The organism is Vallitalea sediminicola (genome assembly GCF_054408565.1).
This window is the reverse complement of the sequence record NZ_BTPT01000001.1, coordinates 134293-160053: the sequence shown is the minus strand read 5'-3', so window position 1 is coordinate 160053 and position 25761 is coordinate 134293. Positions and strand designations below refer to the sequence as shown.

Sequence of the window (25761 nt, the reverse complement as noted above, 5' to 3'; positions counted from 1 at the left end):
TCAACGTCAATTAGTCTTAGTCATTATTGGCGGGAGTGAGTAGGAATCGAACCTACCTCGACCGGTCTTACCACCCGAAAAAAGATTTGAAGTCTCCTGAATCCACCAGAATTCATTCATTCCCATAATTCTTGTATAATTATACTAGATTTTATAGCTTTTGTATAGATATAAATTGATTAGAGTTTTCTCATGTGCAAGTAAGTCAGAAAAAAGGTTTTGCTCTGACGTGGCTTTTGCAAAACAGTTTATGTATATGTTTCGCCAGCTACTTGCTCGTCCTGAGCAAAAAGCTGGGTTCGGCGTCCTGCCTCACTACTTCACATATACATAAACTCTTTTGCCCCTAGTCCCCCTTCAATATAATTCCAAAACATTTTTTCTTCTAAATTCAGCTAACTATTGGCTATCTAAGTATTACTAAATAGTTATTAAGACACTCTTAATCATTGCGTTATAAATTTGTCAATTTCTACTCTTAGCTTATTGAATTGTATGAATCTAGATTGTCTGATGACTTCTTTACCTTTGTAGAATACTAAGATTGTTGGTACTGTGAATACAAGGAATTTGCCTGATGTCTCTGGTACTGTATCTATTTTAACTTTAGAGACGTTAATATTTTTAATTTCCTCTGCCAGTTCGTCTAGTTTTGACTCTACTGATATACAAACTCCACATTGAGATGAGGAAATTAATAGTGTGCAGATTTCGTTATTAGCTATAAGATTATCAATTTCAATTATACTTTTAATTTCGTTCATTTAAAATCACCTCTTTTAAAATAATAAAACGATTCTTAATAGAAATTTGACTTACTTATACTGTAGTATATAATTATATTATAATATTTTTTGGGGAGGTTCAAACATGAAAAATGAATATCAAAATGAAACTATGAAATTATTGTATGAGAGAGCTAGTTGTCGTTCTTTTCAGGACAAAGACATTGAAGAAGATTTACTGAATGATGTGATAGATGCTGGTTTGCATGGGGCTACTGGCGGTAATTTACAACCATATTCTATAATTAAGATTACTAACGAAGAGACTAAGAAGCGTTTAGTTGATGAATGTGAGATGCAGAAAATTGTTGCTAATGCTCCTGTTAATTTGCTGTTTTGCATTGATTGGCGTCGTCTAGGACGTTGGGCAGAGGCTTGCAATGCTCCATTTACAGCAACCAAAAGCTATCGCCATTTCTGGATTGCATTACAGGATACAGTCATTTGTGCACAAAATATTTGTACAGCAGCAGATTCAGTTGGTTTAGGTTCTGTATACATTGGCACTGTAGAAAGTTGTTTCATGGAACTAAAATCCATATGTAATATTCCAGAAGGTGTATTCCCTGTTGTACTCCTTAGTCTAGGATACCCTACTAAATATCCTGCTCCAAGAAATAAACTTGGAGTTGAAGCTCTAGTACATAATGAACAATACCAAGATCTAGACATCGAAGAACTTATAAAACTTCATGATGAAAAATATGAACATAAAACTCTTCCTGTTACAGAAGAGAAATTACAAACAATCTATGAAGTTACTGCTGATGTATCAGGCAAATCTAAGGCTGAAGATATCATCAATACTATAAAAGAACAAGGTAATATCAATATGGCTCAGAGATATTTTGGATTACATTATATGGCTAATTGGTCTTGTACTGGTAATCAAGAATTTATTGATACCCTTATTAATTATGGCTTCGACTGGATAAAAGGTGATTAATTTTATAAGATAGAAAAATGTATTATTAATCATTTTTCTATCTTTTTTTTATAATATTAATATATCTATTAAATTATATAGAAGCTATTAATATTAATTGAGTCGCACCAGCTAACCCATATTTGTCTATATGTTCTTTAATATCTATTGCTCTATCATTGAATTCATTATATTTTTCATGTTCTTCCATAGCTTCTAAACTCTTATCCAATAAACTCTTAATAGATTGTATTTCTTTTTTTCCTTCTTCCTTATTTCCAATACTAGCCTCTTTGAATTCTAATATTTTTATAATATTAAAATCTTCATTTTTAACTATGTCAATTAATTCTTGTTTTTTATATGTTGAATTATGTATATTCCCTTTAATAGTGTCTATCTCAGCTATATAATGATGCAAATAAACATGTGATAACTGAGAATTAGATTGATTATCACAAAACATTTCATTTATAATAACCATACCATCTGGTTTTAATACTCTTTTAATTTCCTTAAAAACATCTAAATAGTCCTTGAAGTGATGAATTGAATTGGATACGCTTACTATATCAAATGTAGAATCATCAAACTCTAATCTATCTGCACTCATATACTTAAATTCAATTCTATCATCTTGTATATTCTTTCTACCCATCTCTAAAGCTTTCTTGCTAGTATCTACTCCAATAATATGATTAAAGTTCTTAAAACCTTCCTTAAGTATTTTAATAAACCCACCTGCACCCGAAGCAATATCCAGTACATTATCAACTTCAAAATTCCTAATTTCATCTTGTAAAATTTTCATGCTTTATCCTCCTCCCTAGCTAATTAATTTAACTATATATCATTTTAATACAAAATAATTAAATTTCCAATACTTTTTAAATATTTAAATTATATTTTTTTATGTTTTTCTGACTTACATACAACAATAAAGCCCAGTTAAGTTAATTTCCATCCCCTTAACTGAGCTTTTACTTTATAAAATATTTAATTAGATAAACAAGTTATGATTTGCATCATCTGTATCTCCTAGATAAGAAGCTACCCCTCCTAATTCAATACCATCAATTAGTTCTTCTGCCTTAATTCCCATTACATCCATTGACATTGTACAAGCAACAATCTTAACACCACTATCTAGCGCAGATTTTATAAGATCCTCTAATGAATTAACATTTTTATCTCTCATTACTCTTTTCATCATCGCTGAACCCATTCCAGCCATATGCATTTTGGAGAGTTTCAATTTTTTAGTACCTTTTGGCATCATAAAACCAAACATCTTTTCTATTACTGACTTTTTGACTTTAACCTTTTGCTCTTTCCTTAAGATATTCAATCCCCAGAAGGTAAAAAACATAGATACCTGTTTTCCCATAGATGCAGCTCCATTAGCTATTATAAATGATGCTAGGGCTTTATCTAGGTCTCCACTGAAAACTACCATAGTACTTTTATCAGCAGCTATTGATGATGTTTTTTTTATTTCAACATTATCATTACCTTTACCAATCCAGACTGCAAATTCTTTTTCTCTTTTTTCTGATTTTATAAAACTATTTCCAGTCTTTTTACACCATGCTTTTACATCAATAGGGAAGCCTGGGTCAGTTGCTGAAATCTCAAGAATATCACCTTGATTAATTTCTTTCATTTTATTGTTTACTTGCATTATTGGTCCTGGACATTGTAATCCACAAGCATTAAGTTTGATTGTAATTCCTTTATTCTCTAATGATTCAACTTTTTCAACTTTTCTTTTATCATTTTCATCTGAATTATCTTCACAACAGTCACAATCTATATCTGCACCTGTCATCTTAGTATAATCTTTTACAACACATTTATAGAAATTATATCCACCAATTAGATTTTTAGCTTTATAACCATATTGTGTAAGAATTCTTGAAGCAATATATCCCCTGATACCAATAGCACAATATACTAGAATCTCTTTATTTTTGTCTAGTTCACCAATTCTATCCCTTAATGAATTTACTGGAATATTCTTAGCTCCCTCTATATAACCAAGATCTAATTCTATATCGTCTCTTACATCAAGGATTATTGAACTTTGTTTATCTTCTTTATCTATTTCGTCCCATAAAATTACTTCCATATCACCATTCAATATATTTTCTGCTGAAAATCCTGCCATATTCACAGGGTCTTTTGCTGATGAATATGGTGGTGCATAAGCAAGTTCCAATTCTTTCAGGTCATATATTGTACCACCCATTTTGATTAATGTTGCTATAACATCAATTCTCTTATCGACACCTTCATATCCTATAATCTCAGCACCAAGTACTTTACCTTTCAAGTCAAACATCAACTTTATCGTCATAGGTATAGCACCTGGATAATATCCCGCATGTGACTTAGGTTGAACTAATGATATTTTGTAATCTTCTTGATATTTTTTGCCAATTCGATTTAGTGTTTTTTCATTATTACCTGTTGCTGCTACTGTAAGATCAAATACCTTAACTACAGATGTACCCATAGTTCCTTTATACTTTTCATTTCTTCCCACAATGTTGTTAGCTACAATTCTACCTTGTTTATTAGCTGGTCCAGCAAGTGGAATCATTGTTTTATTACCATTAACATAATCTACGACTTCTATAGCATCACCTACAGCATAGATACTGTCATCACTGGTTTTTAGATATTCATCAACTATGATTCCGCCTCTTTTATTAGTTTCAAGACCTACGTTTTTAGCTAATTCTCCATTTGGTCTAATACCAATAGATAATATAACCATATCCGATTCAAGCATAGTTCCATCTTGAAGTTTTACATAAGTCTTTCCATCTTCATCTACAAAAGAGCTTACTCCATTGTTAAGAAATAGTTTTATACCTTTTTGTGCCATGTGTCCATGAATCAGCTGAGCCATATCGTAGTCGACTGGTGCCATTACTTGGTCAGCCATCTCTACTAAGTTAACCTCTAACCCCTGATCGTACATATTCTCAGCCATTTCAATTCCTATGAAACCACCACCGATTACAGTCACTTTCTTTACAGGATTCCTATCAAGATATGACTTGATTGCATCAGTGTCCGGAATATTCCATAGTGAAAAAATATTATCTTTATCTATGCCAGGTATAGGTGGCTTAATTGGTGTAGAACCTGGTGAAAGAACCAAATTATCATATGTCTCTTTGTATATTTCTCCATTTGCTAGATTTTTCACTTCTACATATTTTTCTTCTTTGTTAATTGACAAAACTTCATTTTGTACTCTTACATCAATGTTAAATCTAGCCTTCATTGCTTCAGGAGTCTGAAGAAGAAGATCTTCTCTTTGTTCAATCGTTCCTCCTATATAATAGGGTAAACCACAATTGGCAAAAGAGATATATTTCCCTCTTTCAAACATTATTATTTCTACATTTTCATTAACTCTTCTAAGTCGTGCGGCAGTACTAGCACCACCTGCAACCCCTCCAACTATAAGAACTTTATTAATCATACTAATATCCTCTCTTTCAACTTGTCTTTATTTTAACAAACCATATCGTTCTATCTTTATATTTATATATTACAATATTAGGATATATGTGTCAAGAAAAAACCTAATAAATACTAGACATTTTTTACCATATAGATTATGATTACAATAATCATTAATTTTATACCTTAGTTTTTTATAATATCTAGAAATTGTTCTAAAGAAATTTTGAAATACATTCATTTTATTGCATAATTCTAGAATATACATTACTATAGTGATATACGAAATCCATACTACAAGCTTAGAGGTGAAACCATGAGTACGAATAATAATAGTAACAACAAGTTTGATCCATACAAATATATACCTTTTATAATAATTGTTTTTCTCATTGCAAAATTTATATTTAAACCTGGTAATCTTACTTGGTTTTTCTCGTCATTCAAATCATTGATTATTACATCTATAATTATTTATTTATTAAGTCCAGTTGTAAGAATAATAAAGGCTAAATTGAAATTCCGACATACATTAAGTGTTTTACTCACGTATGTACTTGTTTTTGCATTTATAATACTTTTTATAATTTTAATTGTTCCAACGATTACTGATAGTGTTAATTCACTTGTTAATAATTTTCCTACTACTGGAGAGTTAAGCGAATTTATAAATGGACTTTTTGTAACTAATCTATTCAGCCCTGAAAAAATAGCCGAACTCATTAAAATGCTTGAAGATTCCATTGTAAGCTTTTCCAGTGATTTGCTTAGTTTATCAACACAGGTTATTTCTTCAATCGGTAGTTTTATTAGCAATATCGCAATTTTATTTTTATCATTATTTATGGCATTCTACGCACTCAGAGATTGGGATGAAATCAGACCAAAGTTAACTAAGCTTGTCAGAGCAATGCTACCGAAAAGATATGCTGACTGGACTATAAGAGTAACTAGATTAACAGATAAAGCACTTAAGCAATTTCTTATAGGTAAATTATATACTTGTGTCATATTAGGCTTGCTCGTAAGTATAGGGATATATGTTGTAAACTTAGTTTCACCATTAAAAATACCTTATGCCCCACTTATGGGATTCATAATAGGTATAACTAACATAATTCCTTATATCGGACCATTTATAGGCACAATACCTTGTCTAATATTTGCTCTATTCTCAGGGTTCTGGGAAGCTGTTGCTTTATTGGTTATCATACTTATCATGCAACAGATTGATAATATAATAGTAAGTCCTAAGATACTTGGAAATTCAGTAGGATTAAAACCATTTTGGGTTGTTGCATCTGTTACTATCGGGGGAAGTTTCTTCGGTGCAGCAGGAATGATTTTATCAGTTCCCATTGCTTCTGTAATACTTACATTAGTGATGGAGAAAATCAATAGTGTTGATGTGAAAAAATAGATATATCAATATAAATCAATAACAATAAAAAGGGTAATTTGGAACATTAAAAATGTTTCGGAATTACCCCTTTTATTGTTTCAATCTGAATAAAAAAGCTATATATACCCAAAATAGTAATATAACATTTTTTACTATAGTCATTTAGGAGGTTTTTTAATGAGCAAAAAAGTTATATTACCAATATTAATAGTTTCATTATTCTTATTTGGTTGTCAAAACAAATATAGTGATAATAATACATCAAAATCAGATACATTAGAATTCAATTATGATTTCCAGAATGGAACAAATGGATGGATGGGAGGATTAGCAGGTATTGATGGTAACACTCTTACAGATGGATTCGATATCAATTATGCCCATGCTGATTATTCACAAAATGATAGTTTCAATAATGGTATCTACCTGACATGTAGTACTAAAAATGATAATATGTTTATGTATACTACTAAAAAATTAAGTTCTAGAGATGGCTTATCACCACTTACCAACTACGAAGTTGACTTGAACTTTGAAATTTCATCTAACGAAAATGCAAATAATTCTATACCAATGGATAGATTATTCATTAAAGCAGCAGTTGCCAATATTCAACCCTCCATTGAAGTAATTGAAAAAGGCTACAACAACAATTTTTTCATAAATCCAAATACTGAAGACGCAAGTAGAAAAATTAGTTTAACCACTCTCGGTAATGCGGATATACCAAATAAAGATGCTAATGGCATCAAAACCTTTCAACAATCATTTAATGCTACAACTGATAGTAATGGAGATATGTGGGTAATAATAGGAGTTGACTCAGATTATAAAGGTAATGGCTCACTATTTCTCGATAATATCAAAATCAGTATCCATGAGATATAAAATATAACCCTTTTATCTATTCTTAAATGAATAACTAGTTAAATAAAGTTAGTAATTCATTTGATTCAATTTATATAGTTAAACTTTTAACTATATTGAAACTTTCCTCACAGGCATCTTAATACAAGCATATAATATTGTAGAACAGCATCTAAGAGGAATGTTACAATATAGATAGAAGGGTGATTGCTTTTGAAGATATGTGTTGTTGGAGCAGGATATGTTGGACTTGTAGCCGCATTGTCCTTTGCGAAATATAAAAATGATGTTATCTGTGTAGATAAAGATATTCAAAAAGTTAAACAGTTAAACAAAGGCATTCCTACAATATATGAGGAAGGTCTTGATCCACTATTAAAGAAATGTTTGAAGAAAAAATATATCCTATTTACTAATAATATAAATACTGCTATAGAATTGTCAGATGTCATTATGATTGCAGTAGGCACACCAACAAATCCTGATTGGAGTGTAGACATTTCACAAGTTATAGACGCATCTATTCAAATATCCAAAAAAATCAATAAATATAAAGTTATTATAATTAAGAGTACTGTACCTGTTGGAACCCACGAGATTGTAGAAAATCTTCTTATCAAAAATGGTGTAAATAAGAAATACTTTGACGTAGTATCTAATCCTGAATTCCTAAGAGAAGGTAGAGCCCTTAATGATTTTCTTCATGGAGATAGGATGGTAGTGGGCTGTAAATCAAAGAAAGCTCAGAAGATAATGAATGAGTTATACAATTCATTCAACACTAAAATAATATATACCAATCCACCTACAGCAGAATTAATAAAATATGCTTCAAATGCATTATTAGCCACAAAAATCTCTTTTATCAACGAGATTGCTAATCTATGCAGTAAAGTGGATGCTAACATAGATACTTTATCTTACGGGTTGGGTCTAGATAAAAGAATATCCCCTGAGTTCCTAAAAGCAGGAATTGGATATGGCGGCTCATGTTTCCCCAAGGATACAAAAGCTTTAGTAACTATAGGTGAAAAATATGGTTGCGAGTTTAATATTGTAAGAAGTACAATAAAAGTTAATGAAGACCAAAGGCTAAAACCTGTGGAAATATTATTGGATCATTATAATCGAATTGAGGGCAAAACAATATCTCTTTTAGGTCTTACTTTCAAACCTGGAACAGACGATATTAGAGATGCACCATCTTTATTCATCATTGATGAATTGCTTCAGCTGGGTGCTTATATAAAATGCTATGACCCAATGGTTTCAGAAGAAATCAAAAGCTTATTTCCTAATATAACATATTGCAGTTGTATTGAAGATACAGTAAAAGATTCCTATTGTACTATTATCTGCACTGAACTTTATGAATTTTATAAAATGGATTTAGAGGTTATTGCTAAGAATATGAAGAAGCCTGTACTTATAGATGGTAGAAATATGATTGATATAAATGAAGCTGAAAAAAGCGGTTTTAGTCATTATTATTCTATTGGGAATGGGAGTTTTGCGAAGAAAAAATAAAGTGTGATGCTTAGAAATTGATAGACAACGGTTGTATTTTCAAACCATATACAGTGATAATCACTGTATATGGTTTATTTTGTATGCTACCACTCATAAGTTAGTAAAAACTGGAATTTTAGCCTATAAATTTGTTAAGGTCTTTTTCAAATTCATAGGATCTTTTTCAAATTATATAATTGTTGAATTAAATCTTAACTATAGGAAAGGTTTAATTCAACATTTATGCTTATTGAGTATTTGATATTAACGTTTAATTTTGCGCTCCTTCTTGACTTTGTCAAATAGGGCTAGTAGTTGTTTTGATACTCTTTGGAATGTGTAATTTTCTTCAGCGTCTTTACGTGCTTTTTTACCCATTGCTCGTGCCTTATCTTCATTATCTAGTAGATAGTTGATTTTTTCAGCCATAGCAATCGGATTATCGTAATCGTCTAGTACGATACCATTGACATTTTGTTCGAATAGTTCGGAGTTACCTCCACGATTAGTTGTTATTATAGGTAATCCTGCTGCCATACCTTCGTAGTGAATTCTTGCTAGTGGTTCTCTCCATTGAGATGCACATACGAATATATCAGCAATATTATAGATTTTTGGTATTTCATCAGGTGTTAAAAATCCAGTAAATACAACTGGTCCTCTTAATTCACTTGCTTTTCCATGTAGCATTGAAGTGAATTCATCTATTTCATCGTTTCCATACCATTTACTACCAATTAAAACCAATGCTGTCTTTGGATGAGTTTTCATAACAATCTTCATGGCTTCCATAACAATTTGCTGACCTTTTTTGGGGCTTAGCCTACTGACACATATTACTACTCTATGATCTTTCAATTTATATTTCTTCTGAAGTTCCTTCTTGTTTTCCATAGCTTTTTTAGAACCTACTGGATGATAGATCTTAGTATCGGCTGCTGAATAGACAGGAAATACTTTTCCCTTAGCAGATGGATACATATTGATAACTTCATTTCCGATGAATTTACTTACTGTTGTTATGAATTCTACTTTATCAATACACTCTTTCGCCTGAGGTGGGTTAATCTTTTTAGGTATCATCATCTCATTATGCAGACTTAAACTAAAATAAGTATTAGGCGCTACTCTACTCAATTGCCTAACCCAACGTGGTCTATTAAATACATGTATCAAATCCAATTTATCATGAATAGTACTTATCTTATTTTCAACTTCTTTGATATACTCAGATTTAGTTCTACCTTTGACACGAATAAAGGTAACGTTGCCTACTTTTTCCTGTTCTGGCAAACCACCCTTCAATACTGTAAAAACAGTAATATGATGCTCTTTTGATATTATCGGTAGTATATTATCTATATAAATCTGTATAGCTCCCCCTAATACCGGTGGAACAGGAAGTTTTTCTGTGCATATAAATGCAATATTCATTAAATAATCCTCCTTCTGGATTAATTCTACTTATATCTTCCAATGACTCAGAACTGCTATTTTTTCTTTTTCTAACTTTGCTATCTTTGCTATTTTACCTGGGTTGACTTGCTTATTTTTTGAGAATATATTCTTTATTGTTCCAAAAAACCAGTGAGGAAACATTAAGTCTATTTTTAGTACTTCTTTCTCTTCTTTAGTCAATTTATTGTTTTTATCATAATAGCTAAGTATAAAATTAATATCATCTATATCCCATTTTCCTCTTTTTTCAGCACGCTTACCAATGATTTTCCTTAAATCTCTAGCAGGCAGATCGTATGTCACACCGTCAAGATCAATCACAAATATACCCTTTTCAGATAAAACAGCATTTCCTGAACCATAGTCTTGATGACATAATGAAGATTCGTGCAAATCAATGTTGGTTAATCTACCATAGGAAGATTGCTCTAATGCAATAATAGCTTTATCACATAAATCAATAATATCATCAATACATTCAAGGTATACTCTATATGAGCTACTAGTTGTGCTTGTTTTAGCTACATCTTTCCATTTTAACATTCTTTTTTTCATGGAATTATACTGCTCTGGCCATCTACCTAGCTTAGATGATATTTTTGCACCTTCAGGAGCTCTATAGCCCTTAGATATTAAGTGAAAATATCCTAATCCTTCTATCCCATTAGTAAAATCCTTAGCTCTTGTAAAATTAAGATCTCTTCCATCTATCCATTCATATAGTACAAATAGTTGTCCCATGTACTCAGTTATATATTCTCCAAGACTATTGGGGTAGACACTGGGAACTTTTCCGCCTTTCTTATGGATATACCTTTGAGCATTAACGGAAAAGGTCATTTTTTCCTTGGTATGACGAAATCTCTTTAGACACATTATCTGATTTTTATGAGTAAATTTCCACAGGGTTTTTAATCCTTCATTCTGAATAATGGATATATCGTTAGGTCTAATATTGTATTGATTTAGTACATTAGCAGATATATCCTTAAGTTCAATAGTAGTGTTATTTATTTTCACTCTACTTAACACCAACCCTTTCAAATATTATAGTGAAGCAATTATTTGTTCAAAATTTTCTATGATATAATCTTTTGAGTTTTCTATGACGATAATATTTTTTAGCTTATTTACATATTTACTTTCTGTCCAAGTCTCTTCTCTCTTCTGATAATATTTACTCATTATACCTGCAAATAGATGGGGATACATCATCGTCGATTTCAAAACCTGCCATTGCCAAGTTTCCAGTGGATTGACTTCTTGGTACCATTTCAAAATATCTACAGTAAGCTTCAAATCCCACTCACCACGTTTTTTCATAATCTTATTAAGAAATTTTCTTATATCTTTTGTTGGTATCTCTATAGCAAGTGAATCTGGGTCTAGAACATATATTTTCCCTCTATCTGTCATTATTAAATTCCCGTCAATGAAATCCTGATGAACTAAACATGTTGTTTTTTGTATTTCATCTACCCATCTGTCATATAACAAATGATTATCATTACTTAATGCAGATTCCATTTTTCTACGGAAACCAGGAAATTCTTTTAGTATCATATTTTCAAATTCATTATGACTACTTTTATTTTTTTCTTGTTCATAATACTCTTCTAATTTTTTCATCTTTTTACTTGATTTATCATACCAAGTGCCTAAAAGAATGTTAGGTTTACAGTCAGCCGGTGGTTGAAATCCTCTTGAAGCAGCATGGAATTTAGCTAATTCTTTTATTATTTTTTCTAGTCCTTCTTTTGTTTTAGAGCTAGGTGCCCTACCTTTGATAGCTTCATTCAATAAATAATTCGCTCCGTCAACTTCAACATATTTTTCGCCCTTTCGGGATTCAATTATCCCCGGCATATTGATTCCTCGGCTACATAGATACTCTATAGCAGCAATAATGAAATTCATTCTGTCTTTAGAAATAGAATTCTTTTTTAGAATCTTCTGTCCTGTTGAAGTCTGAATCCACCATACTCCTTTTTTAACTTTGTAATTTTCATTTTTAATATTTAGTACTTCTATCTTATAGTTACCTAATACTTTTAATAAATCTTCAGATGGCATGTTACTTCCCCTTTTTATATCAATTTTAAAAACAAAACCCTCAGGTTTTGAGGGTTTTAGCTATTTTAAATCTTAGAGATAATAGTCTTTAGTGTTTTTGTTTGGTATAAAATCATGATCGTCGTCGTCATCGTCATCATCGTCGTCATCATCGTCGTCATCATCGTCGTCATCGTCGTCGTCATCATCAGGTAGATCTGGCTCTTCACCCCAAGAAATCTTAATTCCAACAGTTCCATACTCATAATCTTCGTCATATTCAAATTTCATTTTGAATTCTAACTCTTCTCTACTAGGAATAAAAACATCCTGTCCTTCTAGCTGAAGTTCTCCTCTAAAAAGTTTTGGTAGATTAGTGTTAAGATATTGGATACACTCTTTTTTATTACCTATATAGGCTTCTTTACATTTCAAAAGTATTATTCCTCCTTACGTAGAATAATTAAATACACATAGAAATAATTATTCTAATTTTCTTTTATAAACTATTAATACATTATATGTTATTGAAAAAAAAGTGTTCTAATTTGGATTAAATAGAAAAGATAAAAGTTAGAAAAGTTGAGCATAAAAAATGAGCCTGTCAGGGACAGACTCATAAATAATTTATCTAATTCTTACTGGAAATCCAACTTTCTTTTGAACTTTTCTAAGAGTTTTTGTTGCTAGGTAATTAGCTGTTTCTCCATTTTTCTTGATTATACTATCTAGATAATCTTTGTTCTTTTGTAGATCTTTGAATCTTTCTTGTATTGGTCTTAATTCATCAACTACAACTTCACCGACTATTGCTTTCAAATCGCCATAGCCTTTACCTTGGAATTCATTCATACAAGATTCAATGGTTTCACCAGTTATACTTGAATAAATATCAATAAGATTCTTAACTCCTGGTTTATCTTCTGAATAAGTTATTTCTCTATCTGAATCAGTTACAGCTCTTTTGATTTTATTTCTGACAGCGCCTAAATCATCTAATAATGAAATGTAACCATTAGGATTTTCATCTGACTTGGACATTTTCTTAGTTGGTTCTTGTAAACTCATTATCTTAGCGCCTACTTTACCAATATAAGGTTCTGGAATAGTCAATACATCTCCATAAATATTATTGAATCTAGTTGCTATTTCTCTAGTAATCTCAAGATGTTGTTTTTGATCATGTCCAACAGGAACTAAATCTGATTGGAACAATAAAATATCAGCTGCCATCAATACTGGATAAGTAAAAAGACCTGCATTAATGTTATTACCGTGTTTTGCTGATTTTTCTTTGAACTGTGTCATTCTGTTCAACTCACCCATATATGTAAAACAGCTAAGAATCCATGAAAGTTCAGCATGTCCAGAAACATGTGATTGATAATACATAATATTCTTTTCTGGATCAAGTCCTGCTGCAATATATATTGTTAATAAATCTCTAGCACGCTTTCTTAGTAAAGCGGGATCTTGTCTAACTGTAATTGAATGCATATCAACAACACAAAATAGGCAATTATAATCATCTTGCAATCTCGTCCAATTCTTAATGGCTCCTAAATAATTACCTAATGTTATAACTCCAGTAGGTTGAATACCACTAAAAATCACTTTTTTCTTTTCAGCCTGTGCACTCATACATGTCACCTTTCTTTATCTATTTATTTTTTATGTTTTTTTAAACATTTAAATTATTGTATTAAATGTTAGTTTAGCATATTATAAATTTTTATTCAAGGTATTAACTGAGTATAATTTATCAAAAATTACACATAATAGATTATATTAGTTCTGCTAATAAATTTTATAATATTTAGTATCTGGAGGGATATTATGATAAGTTTTTCTAACAATAGGCAAATATGTAGATACCCAAAATCGTCTATAATCCATCTGCCAGTTAGTGAATATATCTTTAACCTTTATAGTCCTTTGGGTTACACAAATGATTTTTTTGATAGCCGGGATTTAACTAAATCTTATTCCAAAAAAAGAAGAAAAGTTAGGTAGGTAAAATGTTGAATTGAAAAACTTAGCCTAAATGGTTAATTCAACATTTATATTGAAAGGAGAAATAATTATGGATAGCATGATGAATTTTTGTGAAACTGCTAAGCAATGTAGTTCTTATTGTCCAAAACAAAATGTACAATCCTTGTCAAATTCAACTGTAGAAAGTACATCTTGCCTTAATTGTAATAACTGGGAAAATAGTCATTGTAAATTAGATTTATATGATCAAATAAATCATACGGAATAATATATTTCAGTAAACTTATAAATGTGATTAACAGTCGTTCCAATAGTATAGGGGAATAATCCCCCTATACTATTTACACTCGATATTCAAATCATAAGTTTGTTTTTATTTTGTTGAGAGTAGAAATATAGTGATATTAATGGGGCTGTCTCATTTGACAGCCTCATATCTGAAGATACATAATTTTATTTGATAGTAGGAAAGGTAGTTTTTATGAAGTTGAATTTTACAAGAAGCAGTGTTGTTTTTATGGTTGTTGCTTTTTTCTTGTTATTTATGTTTGTGATTTTGGAGAGTCTTGATAGTAAGGCGGTCATAATAATTTTTCTATCCCTATTTATGCTTTTCATAAGTACGAAGTGTTTTTATATAGGATGTTTTGTTAATATTGTACTGCTTATATATCTGCCTTTTATGCTTATACAGAATAATCATATTCTGCTTAATAGAAATGAAACCTTTACCCTTATTTTTATTTTATGTGCTATATACTTGACATCTATCTTTGATTTTTTGATACTTGCTTATCATATCAATAATAGTGATAAGAATTGTAATTTTTATATTACTTCGTTTTTTAATAGACCTTTTTTAAAGATATTGTGTATATTCTTTTTATATTTGTCTTTGCTTTTTTCGGTTATTGATTCATTTGCGCTTTTATATACTCATTTGAGTAATATATTCAACGAGGGTATAATTGGTGAGGATGAGATATTTAGTCATCTTGATGCTCTTTATTTTAGTACCACTACCTTCTTCACTATTGGGTTTGGTGATATAAGACCGTCGGAGTACTCGGAGATAACTAAGAGGTTAGTTATAATACAAGCTATTATAAGTCATATAATCACTACTGTTTTATGGCCAGTTGCAATAATTTTTGTATTTGGTAAAAGTTCCAAGAAAATATTCAGTAAAAACAAGGATATAAACTAACTATTCTTATTATAAAATTTCAATTTTTAATATTCCCAGGTATAGATAACAGAGTTTTACTATTGTATATTATAAAAAGCTATGATATACTTAACGCAATTAAATAAGACAGTTCGTAACCATCCTGTCTATAAATAAAACTAGGACTTATAAAAGGCTATCGTCTTAATATATATAGATAGTTTTTTTGTTTTAGGGTGGTTTTCACCCTTTTTTTAATGTCCTTTTTTAAGAAGGAGGATAACATAGTGAAGAAAATTGGTTTAACTACTACGGTACCTGTGGAAGTTCTTATAGCCGCTGGATATACACCTATAGACTTGAATAATCTTTTTATAACTTCTGATGAATATTCAAAGTATATAGAAATAGCTGAAAGAGATGGATTTCCCAAAAGCCTGTGTGCTTGGATAAAAGGTATATATGGTGCTTGTATAGAAAATGACATAAAAGAGATTGTTGGAGTTATTGAAGGAGATTGTTCTAATACAAAAGCGTTAGCTGAAGTATTGGAATTAAAAGGAATCACTGTATATCCGTTTTCATTTCCACAGAGTCATAATAAAAAAGATGATGAGTTGGAAATTAAAAAATTCATGGATATTTTTAATGTAAGTTTTGAAGAGGTAGAAAAAGTACGGTTAAGATTGAATAAGATAAGAAAACTTGCTGTGGAAATGGACAGATTAACATATGTACATAACAATGTTAGTGGATTCGAAAACCACTTATATCAAGTTAGTTTAAGTGATTTTAACGGAGATGCTGACATATATGAAGAAGAATTGAAGACTTTTATTGAAAAGGCGAAAGAAAGAAATTGTAGCTGTAAAAAAGTTAGATTGGGATATATAGGAGTTCCACCTATGACCATTGACATATATGATTTTGTAGAGAAATTCGATGCTTCTTTTGTTTATAATGAGGTTCAAAGAGAATTTGCTTTTCCTAGATGTGAGGATGCTTCCAATATATATGACCAATATTATGATTATACATATCCATATGATGTGAATTTTAGAATCAAGGAAATAAAAAAACAGATTGAAGATAGGCAGATTGATGGGATAATTCATTATACTCAAGCATTTTGTTACAGAGCAATAGAAAACATTATTTTGAAAGACAAGATAAATGTTCCTATCATAAATATTGAAGGGGATAAACTAAATAGCTTAGATGCCAGAACTAAACTTAGGTTAGAAGCTTTTCTTGATATGTTAAGGGATCTTAAGGAGGTATCATGTGTATGAAAACCTTGGGAATCGATCTAGGCAGCAGAGAAGTCAAGATTGCAGTAATGGAGAATGATGAGATAGTAAAAAAATCTAAGATAAGTACAATGTCATTTTATAGAGAATACTGCCGTTTCGATGGTAAAATCTTAGTGGATTTAAGTAAGCTTGAAATTGATAATATAGATAAAGCTGTATCAACGGGATATGGAAAAAATAATACTGATCTTAGAATGTTCAAAGCAATAAATGAAATAAAAGCCCATGTCTATGGAGGAATCTATCAAACAGGATTAAAAGATTTTATACTCTTAGATATAGGCGGTCAAGATGTTAAAATCGTCAGAGTTGAAAAAGGCATAATCACAGATTTGGACCTGAATGAAAAATGTGCCGCTTCCTGTGGACGGTATCTAGAAAATATGGCAAATGTTCTAGAAATATCACTTGATTCAATGAGTAATCATTATGAAAATCCTGTTGAATTAAACTCAACATGTGCAGTGTTTTCTGAATCTGAGTTGATTGGAAAAATAGCTGAAGGGATTGATATAAAAAGCCTTTGCGCTGGGGTTAATTATTCTCTATATAAAAGGCTAAGACCACTTATAAGCAATTTCAAAGGAAAAAATCTAATTATCACTGGTGGCGTTGCAACCAATAAGGCTGTAAACCATTATCTAAAAAAAGATTATGAAAATATAATTACCGTTGATGAACCCCAATTCAACGGAGCTATAGGATGCTGCTATTATGGAAATAGCTTTTTGTAGATAAGCAAGATATGGAGGAATAGAAATGTATATTTTAAAAACAGAGCATAGTTTTGACAGTGCTCACTTTCTTGCAAACTATGAGGGAAAGTGCAGTAATATTCATGGACATAGATGGAAAGTAGAAATTGAGATACAATCAGAAATATTAAAAATAGGCGGACAACTTGATGGTATGATCATAGATTTTGGTGATTTCAAGAAAGATGTTAAAGAAATGGTTGACTTCTTTGATCACGCTCTGATTATACAAAAAGAGACCATGAGGAAACAAACTCTAGAGTGTTTGTTAGAAGACGGTTTCAGTATTATACAAGTTGATTTTCGACCTACAGCAGAAAATTTTGCAAAATTCATGTTTAATAAAATGGAAGATAAGGGCTATAACGTAAAAAGAGCTGTTGTATATGAAACTCCAACCAATAGTGCAATATATGAAAAAAGTGAGGCGAAATAGATTTTGAAATTAAAAGTAGTTGAAAAATTTGTCAGCATAAACGGAGAAGGTCGTTTAGCAGGACAATTAGCAGTTTTCATTAGATTTGCAGGCTGTAATCTAAGTTGTAGCTATTGTGACACCCTGTGGGCAAATAAGGCCGATGTTCCATACGAATCAATGAATGCGGCTAGTATATACGAATACATAAAATCAACAGGAATCAGGAATGTAACATTAACTGGAGGAGAACCATTACTTGAAGATGGAATCTCGGAGTTATTGGAACTTTTAACAAAAGAAGATGAATTTATAATAGAAATAGAGACAAATGGTAGTATGGATTTAAAGAGGTTCTCAGAATCAGAAGAAAATAAAATCAGGTTTACAATGGATTACAAACTACCTTCAAGTAATATGGAATCCAAGATGAAACTTGATAACTTCAACTATTTGACTAAGGCTGATACAGTTAAATTTGTATCTGGAAGTATTGAAGATTTGGAAAAAGCAAAATCTATCATCTACAAATATGATTTAATAGAGAATACCAACGTATATATAAGTCCAGTATTTGGTCAAATAGATATGCGTGATATAGTACAATTTATGATAGACAATCATATGAACGGTGTTACTCTTCAGGTTCAATTACATAAAATTATATGGGAACCTGAGAAAAGAGGTGTCTAGCTTAGTATGGAAATCAATAAAACAGAAATAGCAAAACATATAAGAGGTATTTTAATAGCTTTAGGAGAAAATCCTGACCGTGAAGGTCTTAAGGACACCCCTTCCCGTGTAGCCAATATGTATGAAGAAGTGTTTCAAGGAATGTGTTATACCAATGATGATATCGCTGATATGTTCAATAAGACTTTTGAAGATGATTTATATGTAGAAGAAGGAAGTAAAGACATGGTTCTTATGAAGGATATTGATATTTTCAGCCATTGTGAGCATCACTTGGCGTTAATGTACAACATGAAGGTAGCTGTAGCATATCTACCTAATAAGAAAATCATAGGGCTTAGTAAAATTGCAAGAATAGCAGATATGGTTGGAAGAAGACTACAACTACAGGAAAGAATAGGTACTGATATTGCAGAGATAATGCAAAAGATAACAGAATCCGAAGATGTAGCAGTTATCATTAAAGGTGAACATGGATGTATGACTACAAGAGGAATAAAAAAGACTAATGCCAAAACAGTGACAACAACATTAAGAGGGAAATTCAAGACTGATATCCTTTTGAACAATAGATTAATGATGATGTATAAATAAAAATATAGAATGGATGGTATAAAAATTATGAATAAAGAAAAAGCAGTAGTAGTATTTAGCGGTGGACAAGACAGTACAACTTGTTTATTCTGGGCAAAAAAGAAATTCAAAGAAGTTATAGCTGTATCTTTTGATTATAATCAAAAACATATATTAGAATTAGAGTGCGCAAAAGACATTTGTAAGAAATACGAGATAGAACATCATACTCTAGACCTTGGGCTATTGAATCAACTAGCTCCGAATTCATTAACCAGAACAGATATAAAGGTAGACAAAGATTCCCCAGACAAAGGTGTTCCTAATTCATTTGTAGATGGTAGGAACATGCTGTTTCTAACATTTGTAGCAGTATTTGCGAAACAAAGAGGAATAAATAACATTATTACTGGAGTATCAGAAAGTGATTTCAGTGGCTACCCAGATTGTAGAGATGTATTCATAAAATCCATAAATGTAACTCTAAATCTTGCTATGGATTATCAATTTGAAATCTATACTCCACTAATGTGGATAAATAAAGCACAAACATGGAAAATGGCTTACGACCTAGGCGTACTTGATGTAGTAAAAGAAGAAACTCTAACATGTTATAATGGAATCATAGGCAATGGATGCGGAGACTGTCCTGCTTGTAAATTGAGAAAAAGTGGATACTTGGAATTCAAAAAGGACTATTACGAATAGAGACTATTTATAAAGTATAAATTTCATATGCTTGAATTAGATATATTTTTCTTGATTTTATAAGTTGAATAGAACTAAATAATTACTTGTTCTATAGCCATTATTTAATTCAACTTATATAGTATGATTCAAGCATATGATTAACTTAGAAAAAATATCCATCTCAAAATAGCAAAGACTATTTCCCCTGTTTTCTTAAATTGAATAATATCTGAATGATTATCAATATTACAGCAGCAATTACTGTTATACTTATAGGAGTATTACTTCCACAATGTCTAACTAATATTCCAATCAATGCCCAAGCAGTAGTTAATAAATATGCTAAGTCCTTGTTATTGATTGAAACATATAATGAAAGAATTAATGCAAAGATCAATACAATCACTGTCCATACAGTTTCTGATAACCCTAAACCATTCCATCCAGTAGCTTTTAGAACAGCAGAAACATTAGCTATTGTAGCTATGGATATCCACGCTAGGTAGACACTGAAAGGTAATTTAACGAACTTCTTATCACTGCTTTTAGTTACACAGTTACTATTTACTCTATTATAGATTTTAATCAGTGTAAATAGAAGTAATACCATGATGATCAGCGATAACCATAATTTTTCATAGTGCCAAGCAATTAACCACAATGCATTTAATATGCTTGAGATAAAAAAAGTGATACCTATTGAATCAATACAGGCATTTTGTTTTTGTTTTGGCATTAATCCATAGATGACAAATCCTAGTAATAATATGTAGATGAGCCCCCATATCATGAATGTATAGGGTGCTGGAGTGAATAAGGAATTGATGTCACTAGATATTTCTCCTGTTGTTTTACCGTTAAGAGGTAACGCCGCAGCAAGAATATTAACCACCACCATGATTACATATCCAATAACATTAAGTATCCTAATCTTCTTTCCCATATATCCTCGTCCTTCATTTATTATTTATTACTATATATGTCTATTATTTGATTTTAATGCAATAAATCTATTTTAATTTAAGATAATCCTTATAAAATATATTCTAACAGACCAAGTATCAATAAATGTCCAGGGTAAAAAACATAAAACAAATATTTGATTTTCGGACCTTTCTTTCCATTATAATAATATATAAATATCAACGCTATTGGTGAAAATACCTGCAAATTAATACCATGATATCTAAAATACATAATACCTAAGAATAAAGATGTCAAAAGAATATAACTTAATGCCTGCTTATAAAAATCACTTCTGAAAACATAGAATGCAAATATAACCAATACACCTAATATACCGTAATCAGTATCAAGGAAATACGCAACTATTCCTATCAATAATACTAGTAGATAACCCAATTTTTTATAGTGGTCATATACAAATACAGCAAGTAACCCAAAGAAAAGTGTGAAAAACACATTCAACCCGCTACCAAACTCTATTATATTACCCTCAAATGCTAGATTATAAGGTATTTCAGATATTAAGGCGAATGTAAATAATCTGATTAAGTATTTCTTGACGTCATGTGTATGAAAGTATCCTTCTGCTATTAAAAAAGCAAAGATAGGAAATGCAATTCTTCCTATTATTCTCAAATAAATATATTGTGGAAAGAATATTGCCCCTAAGTGGTCTACTAACATTGTCAAACAAGCAATTATCTTCAGATTCGTTGAATTCATCGTTTTCCCATCTCCTCCATATATTATAATAATCTTTATTACTATTATAATATATGTTGTCCAGGTTTATTGCAATTACTTATAGTAATATTTTACCAGAAGAGAATAATATAGTTATTACCATGCAGTTCTTCCCCCATCAATAACTAATACAGTTCCATTCATATATGATGAAGCATTACTACATAGATATAGAATAGTTCCTTTATATTCATCAACATCAGCTAGTCTTCCTAGAGGTATTCTATAGTTAACTTTCTCTATGAAATTTTCATCTTGATTGTTAAGAACACCACCAAATGCTACGGCATTACATCTTACATTGTTCTCTGCCCAATAGGTAGATATGTATTTTGTCAACCCGATAATGCCACTCTTTACAACAGAATATGTTACAGGCTTTACTGATTGTTTTGCATTTTCAACTCCATCCTTTTCATATAATCTTTGGTCTGGAGCCATAATTCCTAGATCAGATGATATGTTTATAATTACTCCTTTTTTATTATGAGCCATTAGACTACCAAAAACCTTAACACATAAAAATGCACCTGTGAGTCCTACGCTTACATCTGCGTTCCACATATTCAAATCAAAGTTTTCTAGCCTTGTTTCATTGTTTCCATTATTATCTTTCATTGACGGATTATTAGCAGCATTATTAATTAATATATCCACTTTTTCATATCGTCTTATTATCTCATCTTTTGCTTTTGATAACATATTTTCATTAGTGATATCTATTACTAGTGTTAATATATTTTCACAATTGTATTTCTTACATAAATCCTCTTTCAACTCATCTAATTTTTTTTCATTTATATCAATTAATACAACGCTTCCATCAGCATCTAATATTGCTTCTGCATGTTTTTTCCCTAGAAGTCCTGCCGCACCTGTTATTACGGCAATTTCTCCTTTTAATGTAAATAACTCCAAAGAATTTTCCATCTATATTCACCTCTATTTATTAACTTTTCTTCAGTACTCTAACTTCACCAAATGCAAGCTTACGTGTATCAACATCTAGGAATCCTTTTGAATGTTCTCTCATTATTTTAATAAATTCCAAATCATATAAATCATCAATATGATTCTCTTGTTCCATATACGATTCAAAAACAAACTGAAAATCTTTATTAGATTCTTCTTGATCCATGATTTCATTGAAATGTACTAATTTATATAGATTCTGTTTCTTTTCCATATTAAAATGTTCCATCATATTCTTTTCTCTTTGTATCTTATTTACTTTGTCATTCATAGAATAAAAAGAGATAATCAAATAATATCTATCCAATTCCTCACCAAAGTAGTATTGTTTGTACAACTCACATACAGTATTTTTTTCTTTAATATTCATATTATTTAAGAAATCATCTCTTACACTACGATATTTCTCTCTTAGTTTTTCTGTCTCTAATACTTCACAACTATCCTCAATCACTATATTAATTATAGTCTTCCAAGGAAAATTACCACTTGCATCTTCCTTTATACTATAATAATGAATTTCTTTATTTTTAGAATTATTAAAGTAATTCTCTACTTGATCAAAATTAATTTTTTCTTTAGATATAAGTTTCAAAACATGTTTTATACTGTGTTCTTTCATTTTATCACCTCATTAATTTCAGTATAGAAGATATTATATTTTCATCACTACAATGGGCACCATTGAAATTATCATATGCTGTTCTTGATACCGCTTCATACTTATCTTCATCTAATATAAGTTTCTTAAAAACACTTTTCATGTTCTCGTCATTTACTAAAACATGTCCTCCTTTATCTGTATGAGAAGGAATAATATGATTACCAGTTGCTTTATGTATTATATGTTTTGTGAAATTGTCATTAGAGTAGACACTCATTACGTGTTTTGCTATATCCTCATATTTTTCATGAGCATATTGATATGCTAATAAATCAATATTCATATTTGATGCAGCTGAATATATTATGTCTGGGAGTGTTAGTATCTCATAATAATCAAGTGAAATACCCACGTCTACTACTTGAACATTATATTTTTGAGCTCTTTTTTTATATAACTTGATTTCCTCTTTCGAATTTCTAGGATGAAACTTAATTAATATTTTGATATTATCTTCATTTTGGCTTATTTCTTCTAAGCATATTAATAATTTTTCAAAGTGGTTAACTTCTTGAATTATTTCACCACAGTTAACCACACAGTACATTATAAATTTTTCATCTTTTATACCTATCTTCTCTCTTGATTTTTTTCTTAGGCTCTGGAATAGTTCCATCTTTTGGAATTTGATATGACTTATCCACCCTACACTGATAGCCTCTATCCCTCTCTTATGAAGAAATTTTGCTGATGATCTATCAACTGTAAAAAGATTCTTAGCCTTGTATATTGCAACTTCATTTTCATAATTATTCATTCCTTTACCTACGCCATAGTATTCCTGGAAACAGAAACTATTATCGTATTTGCCAATTTCTTTCATAGCTCTTGGGATTATTTCATCTATTCCCCATTTATATGCTGGTGTAGTTCTTAATGCTACATCTGGATTTATATAATCAACTAATTCTAATACCATCTTATAAAAATTTTCATATTCATTTTTTTCAGATGAATCAAATTCGGTCTTGAAATGGCTTGTCTCTATCTCTTTTGAAAATTTTCCTTCAATTGATTTGCCTGGAAAATATATAGTATATTCTTTCAGATATCTGGGAAACCTTTGTTTTAGTATATCTATTGCACAATCTGTAACTATCATTGTTATAGAAAACACTTCATTAAGCTTAGGTATTATTGTTAATATTGCATCCGCTGGTCCTGGATGCCTTATTGTAACTAATAGTTTTTTCAAAATCTAATACCCAATACAGTTGTTACAAGGATACATACTTTTGTTCTTTCTCTTATGTTTCTCTCTTAATCTTGTCATATACTCTCCATTCCAAGCTTCCTTTATTGTTGTTTCATTTATGTTGCCACAATTTAATTTGCTTTTATAATCTATATCACATGGATTGATAACGCCATCATGCCAAATATAAAAACGTTCCCAAAGTAAACTACAAGGTTTTTTCTCTTCTATTGAATTATCATCATACACTCCTTTAAAGTCATTTTCCGTTTTTATAGATATTTCATCTACTTTCCCTTTCCAATAACTCTTTATCTCTTCTATGCTCTCTTTTCTTTCAACACTATTTACTAATACAACAGCTGTTCTCGTTCTTAGCTTTGAGTCAGGAAACTCCTTTTTTCTAATCTCATTGAATCTATTAATATTATTAATTACCTTATTGAAGTCTCCTCCTCTTATTTTCTTATAGTCCTGTTCATTTATAGCATCTACTGAAAAAACTAAAGAATGGAGAGAAGTTTTTAGTAACCGTCTACTCATGTCTTCATCAAGCAATAATGCATTAGTGTTCATTTTTATATCTATTACCCCTGCTTCACTTGCTCTACTTATCATTTTATCAATGTTTGGATTAAGTAATGGTTCTCCTCTGCTGGCTAAAACTATTGCAGGAAGTTTATATTTACTTGCTTCATCCATAATCTTCTCATATGTATCCATGGTCATTATCCCATTTGAACCATCTTCTATTTTAAAATCAGGATTTGACTGAAAACACATAATACATTTTAAATTACATGCTTTGGATGGTTCTATAGCAAGTACAAGTGGAAATTGATTAACAATATGCTTATTAGGATAATTTTTAAACTTATATCTATATTCTATATATCTTACCATTAATTCAGAATCTTTCTCATTAGCTTTTTCTAACTCGTTCAACGTAAAAGTTCCATCAATATTTCCATATCTGCTCTCATAATTATGATATCCAGATATTTTTATAGCTTCAATTATTTTTTTTCTTAGATAATCACTTTCAAAATATATCTCTGACTTTTTTATTCTATCAAGTAATATATTTTTAATCTCTTCTACTTCACTTGTTTTTTCCAAAATACAGTTTTCAAATTTCATATT

26 protein-coding genes and 1 tRNA gene are annotated in these 25761 nt (G+C 30.4%); 12 read left to right on the top strand and 15 right to left on the bottom strand.

Going from position 1 to position 25761, the window contains the following annotated elements; genetic code table 11:
- Positions 1 to 27: 27 nt before the first annotated feature.
- Together ACX6CF_RS00735 and ACX6CF_RS00730 are read right to left on the bottom strand one after the other, a co-directional pair.
- Positions 28 to 124, bottom strand: a tRNA-Sec gene (locus ACX6CF_RS00735).
- Between the two features lie 322 nt (positions 125 to 446).
- Positions 447 to 764: a thioredoxin family protein gene (locus tag ACX6CF_RS00730; RefSeq protein WP_458783373.1), complete on the bottom strand. Its 318-nt coding sequence runs from the start codon at positions 762 to 764 to the stop codon at positions 447 to 449.
- A gap of 106 nt (positions 765 to 870) precedes the next feature.
- Here ACX6CF_RS00730 and ACX6CF_RS00725 point away from each other — a divergent pair, with 106 nt between their 5' ends.
- A complete protein-coding gene (locus ACX6CF_RS00725) occupies positions 871 to 1731 on the top strand; it encodes a nitroreductase family protein (protein ID WP_458783372.1) in 861 nt (286 codons plus the stop codon).
- 73 nt (positions 1732 to 1804) lie between these two features.
- On the opposite strand, the gene ACX6CF_RS00720 is transcribed toward ACX6CF_RS00725, so the two are convergent.
- Both ACX6CF_RS00720 and ACX6CF_RS00715 read right to left on the bottom strand, forming a co-directional pair.
- Positions 1805 to 2521 carry a methyltransferase domain-containing protein gene (locus tag ACX6CF_RS00720; RefSeq protein ID WP_458783371.1) on the bottom strand — a complete coding sequence of 239 codons (717 nt, stop codon included), beginning with the start codon at positions 2519 to 2521 and terminating at the stop codon, positions 1805 to 1807.
- Between the two features lie 189 nt (positions 2522 to 2710).
- Entirely contained in the window at positions 2711 to 5206 is a 2496-nt protein-coding gene (locus tag ACX6CF_RS00715) for a DsrE/DsrF/DrsH-like family protein (protein ID WP_458783370.1), read from the bottom strand.
- 297 nt (positions 5207 to 5503) lie between these two features.
- Here ACX6CF_RS00715 and ACX6CF_RS00710 point away from each other — a divergent pair, with 297 nt between their 5' ends.
- The 3 genes from ACX6CF_RS00710 (at position 5504) to ACX6CF_RS00700 (ending at position 8983) form a co-directional block, all read left to right on the top strand.
- Entirely contained in the window at positions 5504 to 6607 is a 1104-nt protein-coding gene (locus ACX6CF_RS00710) for an AI-2E family transporter (RefSeq protein ID WP_458783369.1), read from the top strand.
- Between the two features lie 159 nt (positions 6608 to 6766).
- Positions 6767 to 7477 carry a hypothetical protein gene (locus ACX6CF_RS00705; RefSeq protein ID WP_458783368.1) on the top strand — a complete coding sequence of 237 codons (711 nt, stop codon included), beginning with the start codon at positions 6767 to 6769 and terminating at the stop codon, positions 7475 to 7477.
- Positions 7478 to 7669: 192 nt separating this feature from the next.
- Positions 7670 to 8983, top strand: coding sequence for a UDP-glucose dehydrogenase family protein (locus ACX6CF_RS00700; RefSeq protein ID WP_458783367.1), 1314 nt, complete (start codon positions 7670 to 7672; stop codon positions 8981 to 8983).
- Positions 8984 to 9229: 246 nt separating this feature from the next.
- Here ACX6CF_RS00700 and ACX6CF_RS00695 read toward each other — a convergent pair whose 3' ends face one another.
- The 5 genes from ACX6CF_RS00695 to trpS all read right to left on the bottom strand — a co-directional run bounded on the left by ACX6CF_RS00695 (position 9230) and on the right by trpS (position 14116).
- On the bottom strand, positions 9230 to 10399 hold the full coding sequence (locus ACX6CF_RS00695; protein ID WP_458783366.1) for a glycosyltransferase family 4 protein: 1170 nt from the start codon (positions 10397 to 10399) through the stop codon (positions 9230 to 9232).
- A 30-nt stretch (positions 10400 to 10429) separates the two neighbouring features.
- The gene (locus ACX6CF_RS00690) at positions 10430 to 11443 is read right to left on the bottom strand and encodes a CotS family spore coat protein (protein WP_458783365.1); all 1014 of its coding nucleotides are present in this window, start codon (positions 11441 to 11443) and stop codon (positions 10430 to 10432) included.
- A gap of 27 nt (positions 11444 to 11470) precedes the next feature.
- Positions 11471 to 12496: a CotS family spore coat protein gene (locus ACX6CF_RS00685; RefSeq protein WP_458783364.1), complete on the bottom strand. Its 1026-nt coding sequence runs from the start codon at positions 12494 to 12496 to the stop codon at positions 11471 to 11473.
- Between the two features lie 72 nt (positions 12497 to 12568).
- Positions 12569 to 12910 carry a hypothetical protein gene (locus ACX6CF_RS00680; protein ID WP_458783363.1) on the bottom strand — a complete coding sequence of 114 codons (342 nt, stop codon included), beginning with the start codon at positions 12908 to 12910 and terminating at the stop codon, positions 12569 to 12571.
- Positions 12911 to 13102: 192 nt separating this feature from the next.
- Positions 13103 to 14116: a tryptophan--tRNA ligase gene (gene trpS / locus ACX6CF_RS00675; protein ID WP_458783362.1), complete on the bottom strand. Its 1014-nt coding sequence runs from the start codon at positions 14114 to 14116 to the stop codon at positions 13103 to 13105.
- A 442-nt stretch (positions 14117 to 14558) separates the two neighbouring features.
- On the opposite strand from trpS, the gene ACX6CF_RS00670 reads away from it, so the two are divergent.
- The 8 genes from ACX6CF_RS00670 to queC all read left to right on the top strand — a co-directional run bounded on the left by ACX6CF_RS00670 (position 14559) and on the right by queC (position 20095).
- A complete protein-coding gene (locus tag ACX6CF_RS00670; protein ID WP_458783361.1) occupies positions 14559 to 14738 on the top strand; it encodes a hypothetical protein in 180 nt (59 codons plus the stop codon).
- Between the two features lie 213 nt (positions 14739 to 14951).
- Positions 14952 to 15677, top strand: coding sequence for an ion channel (locus ACX6CF_RS00665; protein WP_458783360.1), 726 nt, complete (start codon positions 14952 to 14954; stop codon positions 15675 to 15677).
- A gap of 248 nt (positions 15678 to 15925) precedes the next feature.
- Positions 15926 to 16930 carry a 2-hydroxyacyl-CoA dehydratase family protein gene (locus tag ACX6CF_RS00660; protein ID WP_458783359.1) on the top strand — a complete coding sequence of 335 codons (1005 nt, stop codon included), beginning with the start codon at positions 15926 to 15928 and terminating at the stop codon, positions 16928 to 16930.
- Positions 16927 to 17685 carry an acyl-CoA dehydratase activase gene (locus ACX6CF_RS00655; protein ID WP_458783358.1) on the top strand — a complete coding sequence of 253 codons (759 nt, stop codon included), beginning with the start codon at positions 16927 to 16929 and terminating at the stop codon, positions 17683 to 17685. Before ACX6CF_RS00660 ends, ACX6CF_RS00655 begins: the two co-directional genes overlap by 4 nt.
- A gap of 25 nt (positions 17686 to 17710) precedes the next feature.
- A complete protein-coding gene (gene queD / locus ACX6CF_RS00650) occupies positions 17711 to 18142 on the top strand; it encodes a 6-carboxytetrahydropterin synthase QueD (protein ID WP_458783357.1) in 432 nt (143 codons plus the stop codon).
- Positions 18143 to 18145: 3 nt separating this feature from the next.
- Positions 18146 to 18814, top strand: coding sequence for a putative 7-carboxy-7-deazaguanine synthase QueE (gene queE, locus ACX6CF_RS00645; protein ID WP_458783356.1), 669 nt, complete (start codon positions 18146 to 18148; stop codon positions 18812 to 18814).
- 6 nt (positions 18815 to 18820) lie between these two features.
- Positions 18821 to 19408: a GTP cyclohydrolase I FolE gene (gene folE, locus ACX6CF_RS00640; RefSeq protein WP_458783355.1), complete on the top strand. Its 588-nt coding sequence runs from the start codon at positions 18821 to 18823 to the stop codon at positions 19406 to 19408.
- A 24-nt stretch (positions 19409 to 19432) separates the two neighbouring features.
- Positions 19433 to 20095: a 7-cyano-7-deazaguanine synthase QueC gene (gene queC, locus ACX6CF_RS00635; RefSeq protein WP_458783441.1), complete on the top strand. Its 663-nt coding sequence runs from the start codon at positions 19433 to 19435 to the stop codon at positions 20093 to 20095.
- A 178-nt stretch (positions 20096 to 20273) separates the two neighbouring features.
- Here queC and ACX6CF_RS00630 read toward each other — a convergent pair whose 3' ends face one another.
- The 6 genes from ACX6CF_RS00630 to ACX6CF_RS00605 form a co-directional block, all read right to left on the bottom strand.
- Complete coding sequence (locus tag ACX6CF_RS00630) at positions 20274 to 21020, bottom strand: TspO/MBR family protein (protein WP_458783354.1); 747 nt, start codon at positions 21018 to 21020, stop codon at positions 20274 to 20276.
- 89 nt (positions 21021 to 21109) lie between these two features.
- Positions 21110 to 21766 carry a TraX family protein gene (locus ACX6CF_RS00625; protein ID WP_458783353.1) on the bottom strand — a complete coding sequence of 219 codons (657 nt, stop codon included), beginning with the start codon at positions 21764 to 21766 and terminating at the stop codon, positions 21110 to 21112.
- 117 nt (positions 21767 to 21883) lie between these two features.
- Positions 21884 to 22717: an SDR family oxidoreductase gene (locus tag ACX6CF_RS00620; protein ID WP_458783352.1), complete on the bottom strand. Its 834-nt coding sequence runs from the start codon at positions 22715 to 22717 to the stop codon at positions 21884 to 21886.
- Positions 22718 to 22736: 19 nt separating this feature from the next.
- On the bottom strand, positions 22737 to 23381 hold the full coding sequence (locus ACX6CF_RS00615) for a hypothetical protein (RefSeq protein WP_458783351.1): 645 nt from the start codon (positions 23379 to 23381) through the stop codon (positions 22737 to 22739).
- A gap of 4 nt (positions 23382 to 23385) precedes the next feature.
- The gene (locus tag ACX6CF_RS00610) at positions 23386 to 24618 is read right to left on the bottom strand and encodes a hypothetical protein (protein ID WP_458783350.1); all 1233 of its coding nucleotides are present in this window, start codon (positions 24616 to 24618) and stop codon (positions 23386 to 23388) included.
- Positions 24619 to 24621: 3 nt separating this feature from the next.
- Positions 24622 to 25758, bottom strand: a complete 1137-nt coding sequence (locus ACX6CF_RS00605; RefSeq protein ID WP_458783349.1) for a radical SAM/SPASM domain-containing protein — start codon at positions 25756 to 25758, stop codon at positions 24622 to 24624.
- Positions 25759 to 25761 lie beyond the last annotated feature (3 nt).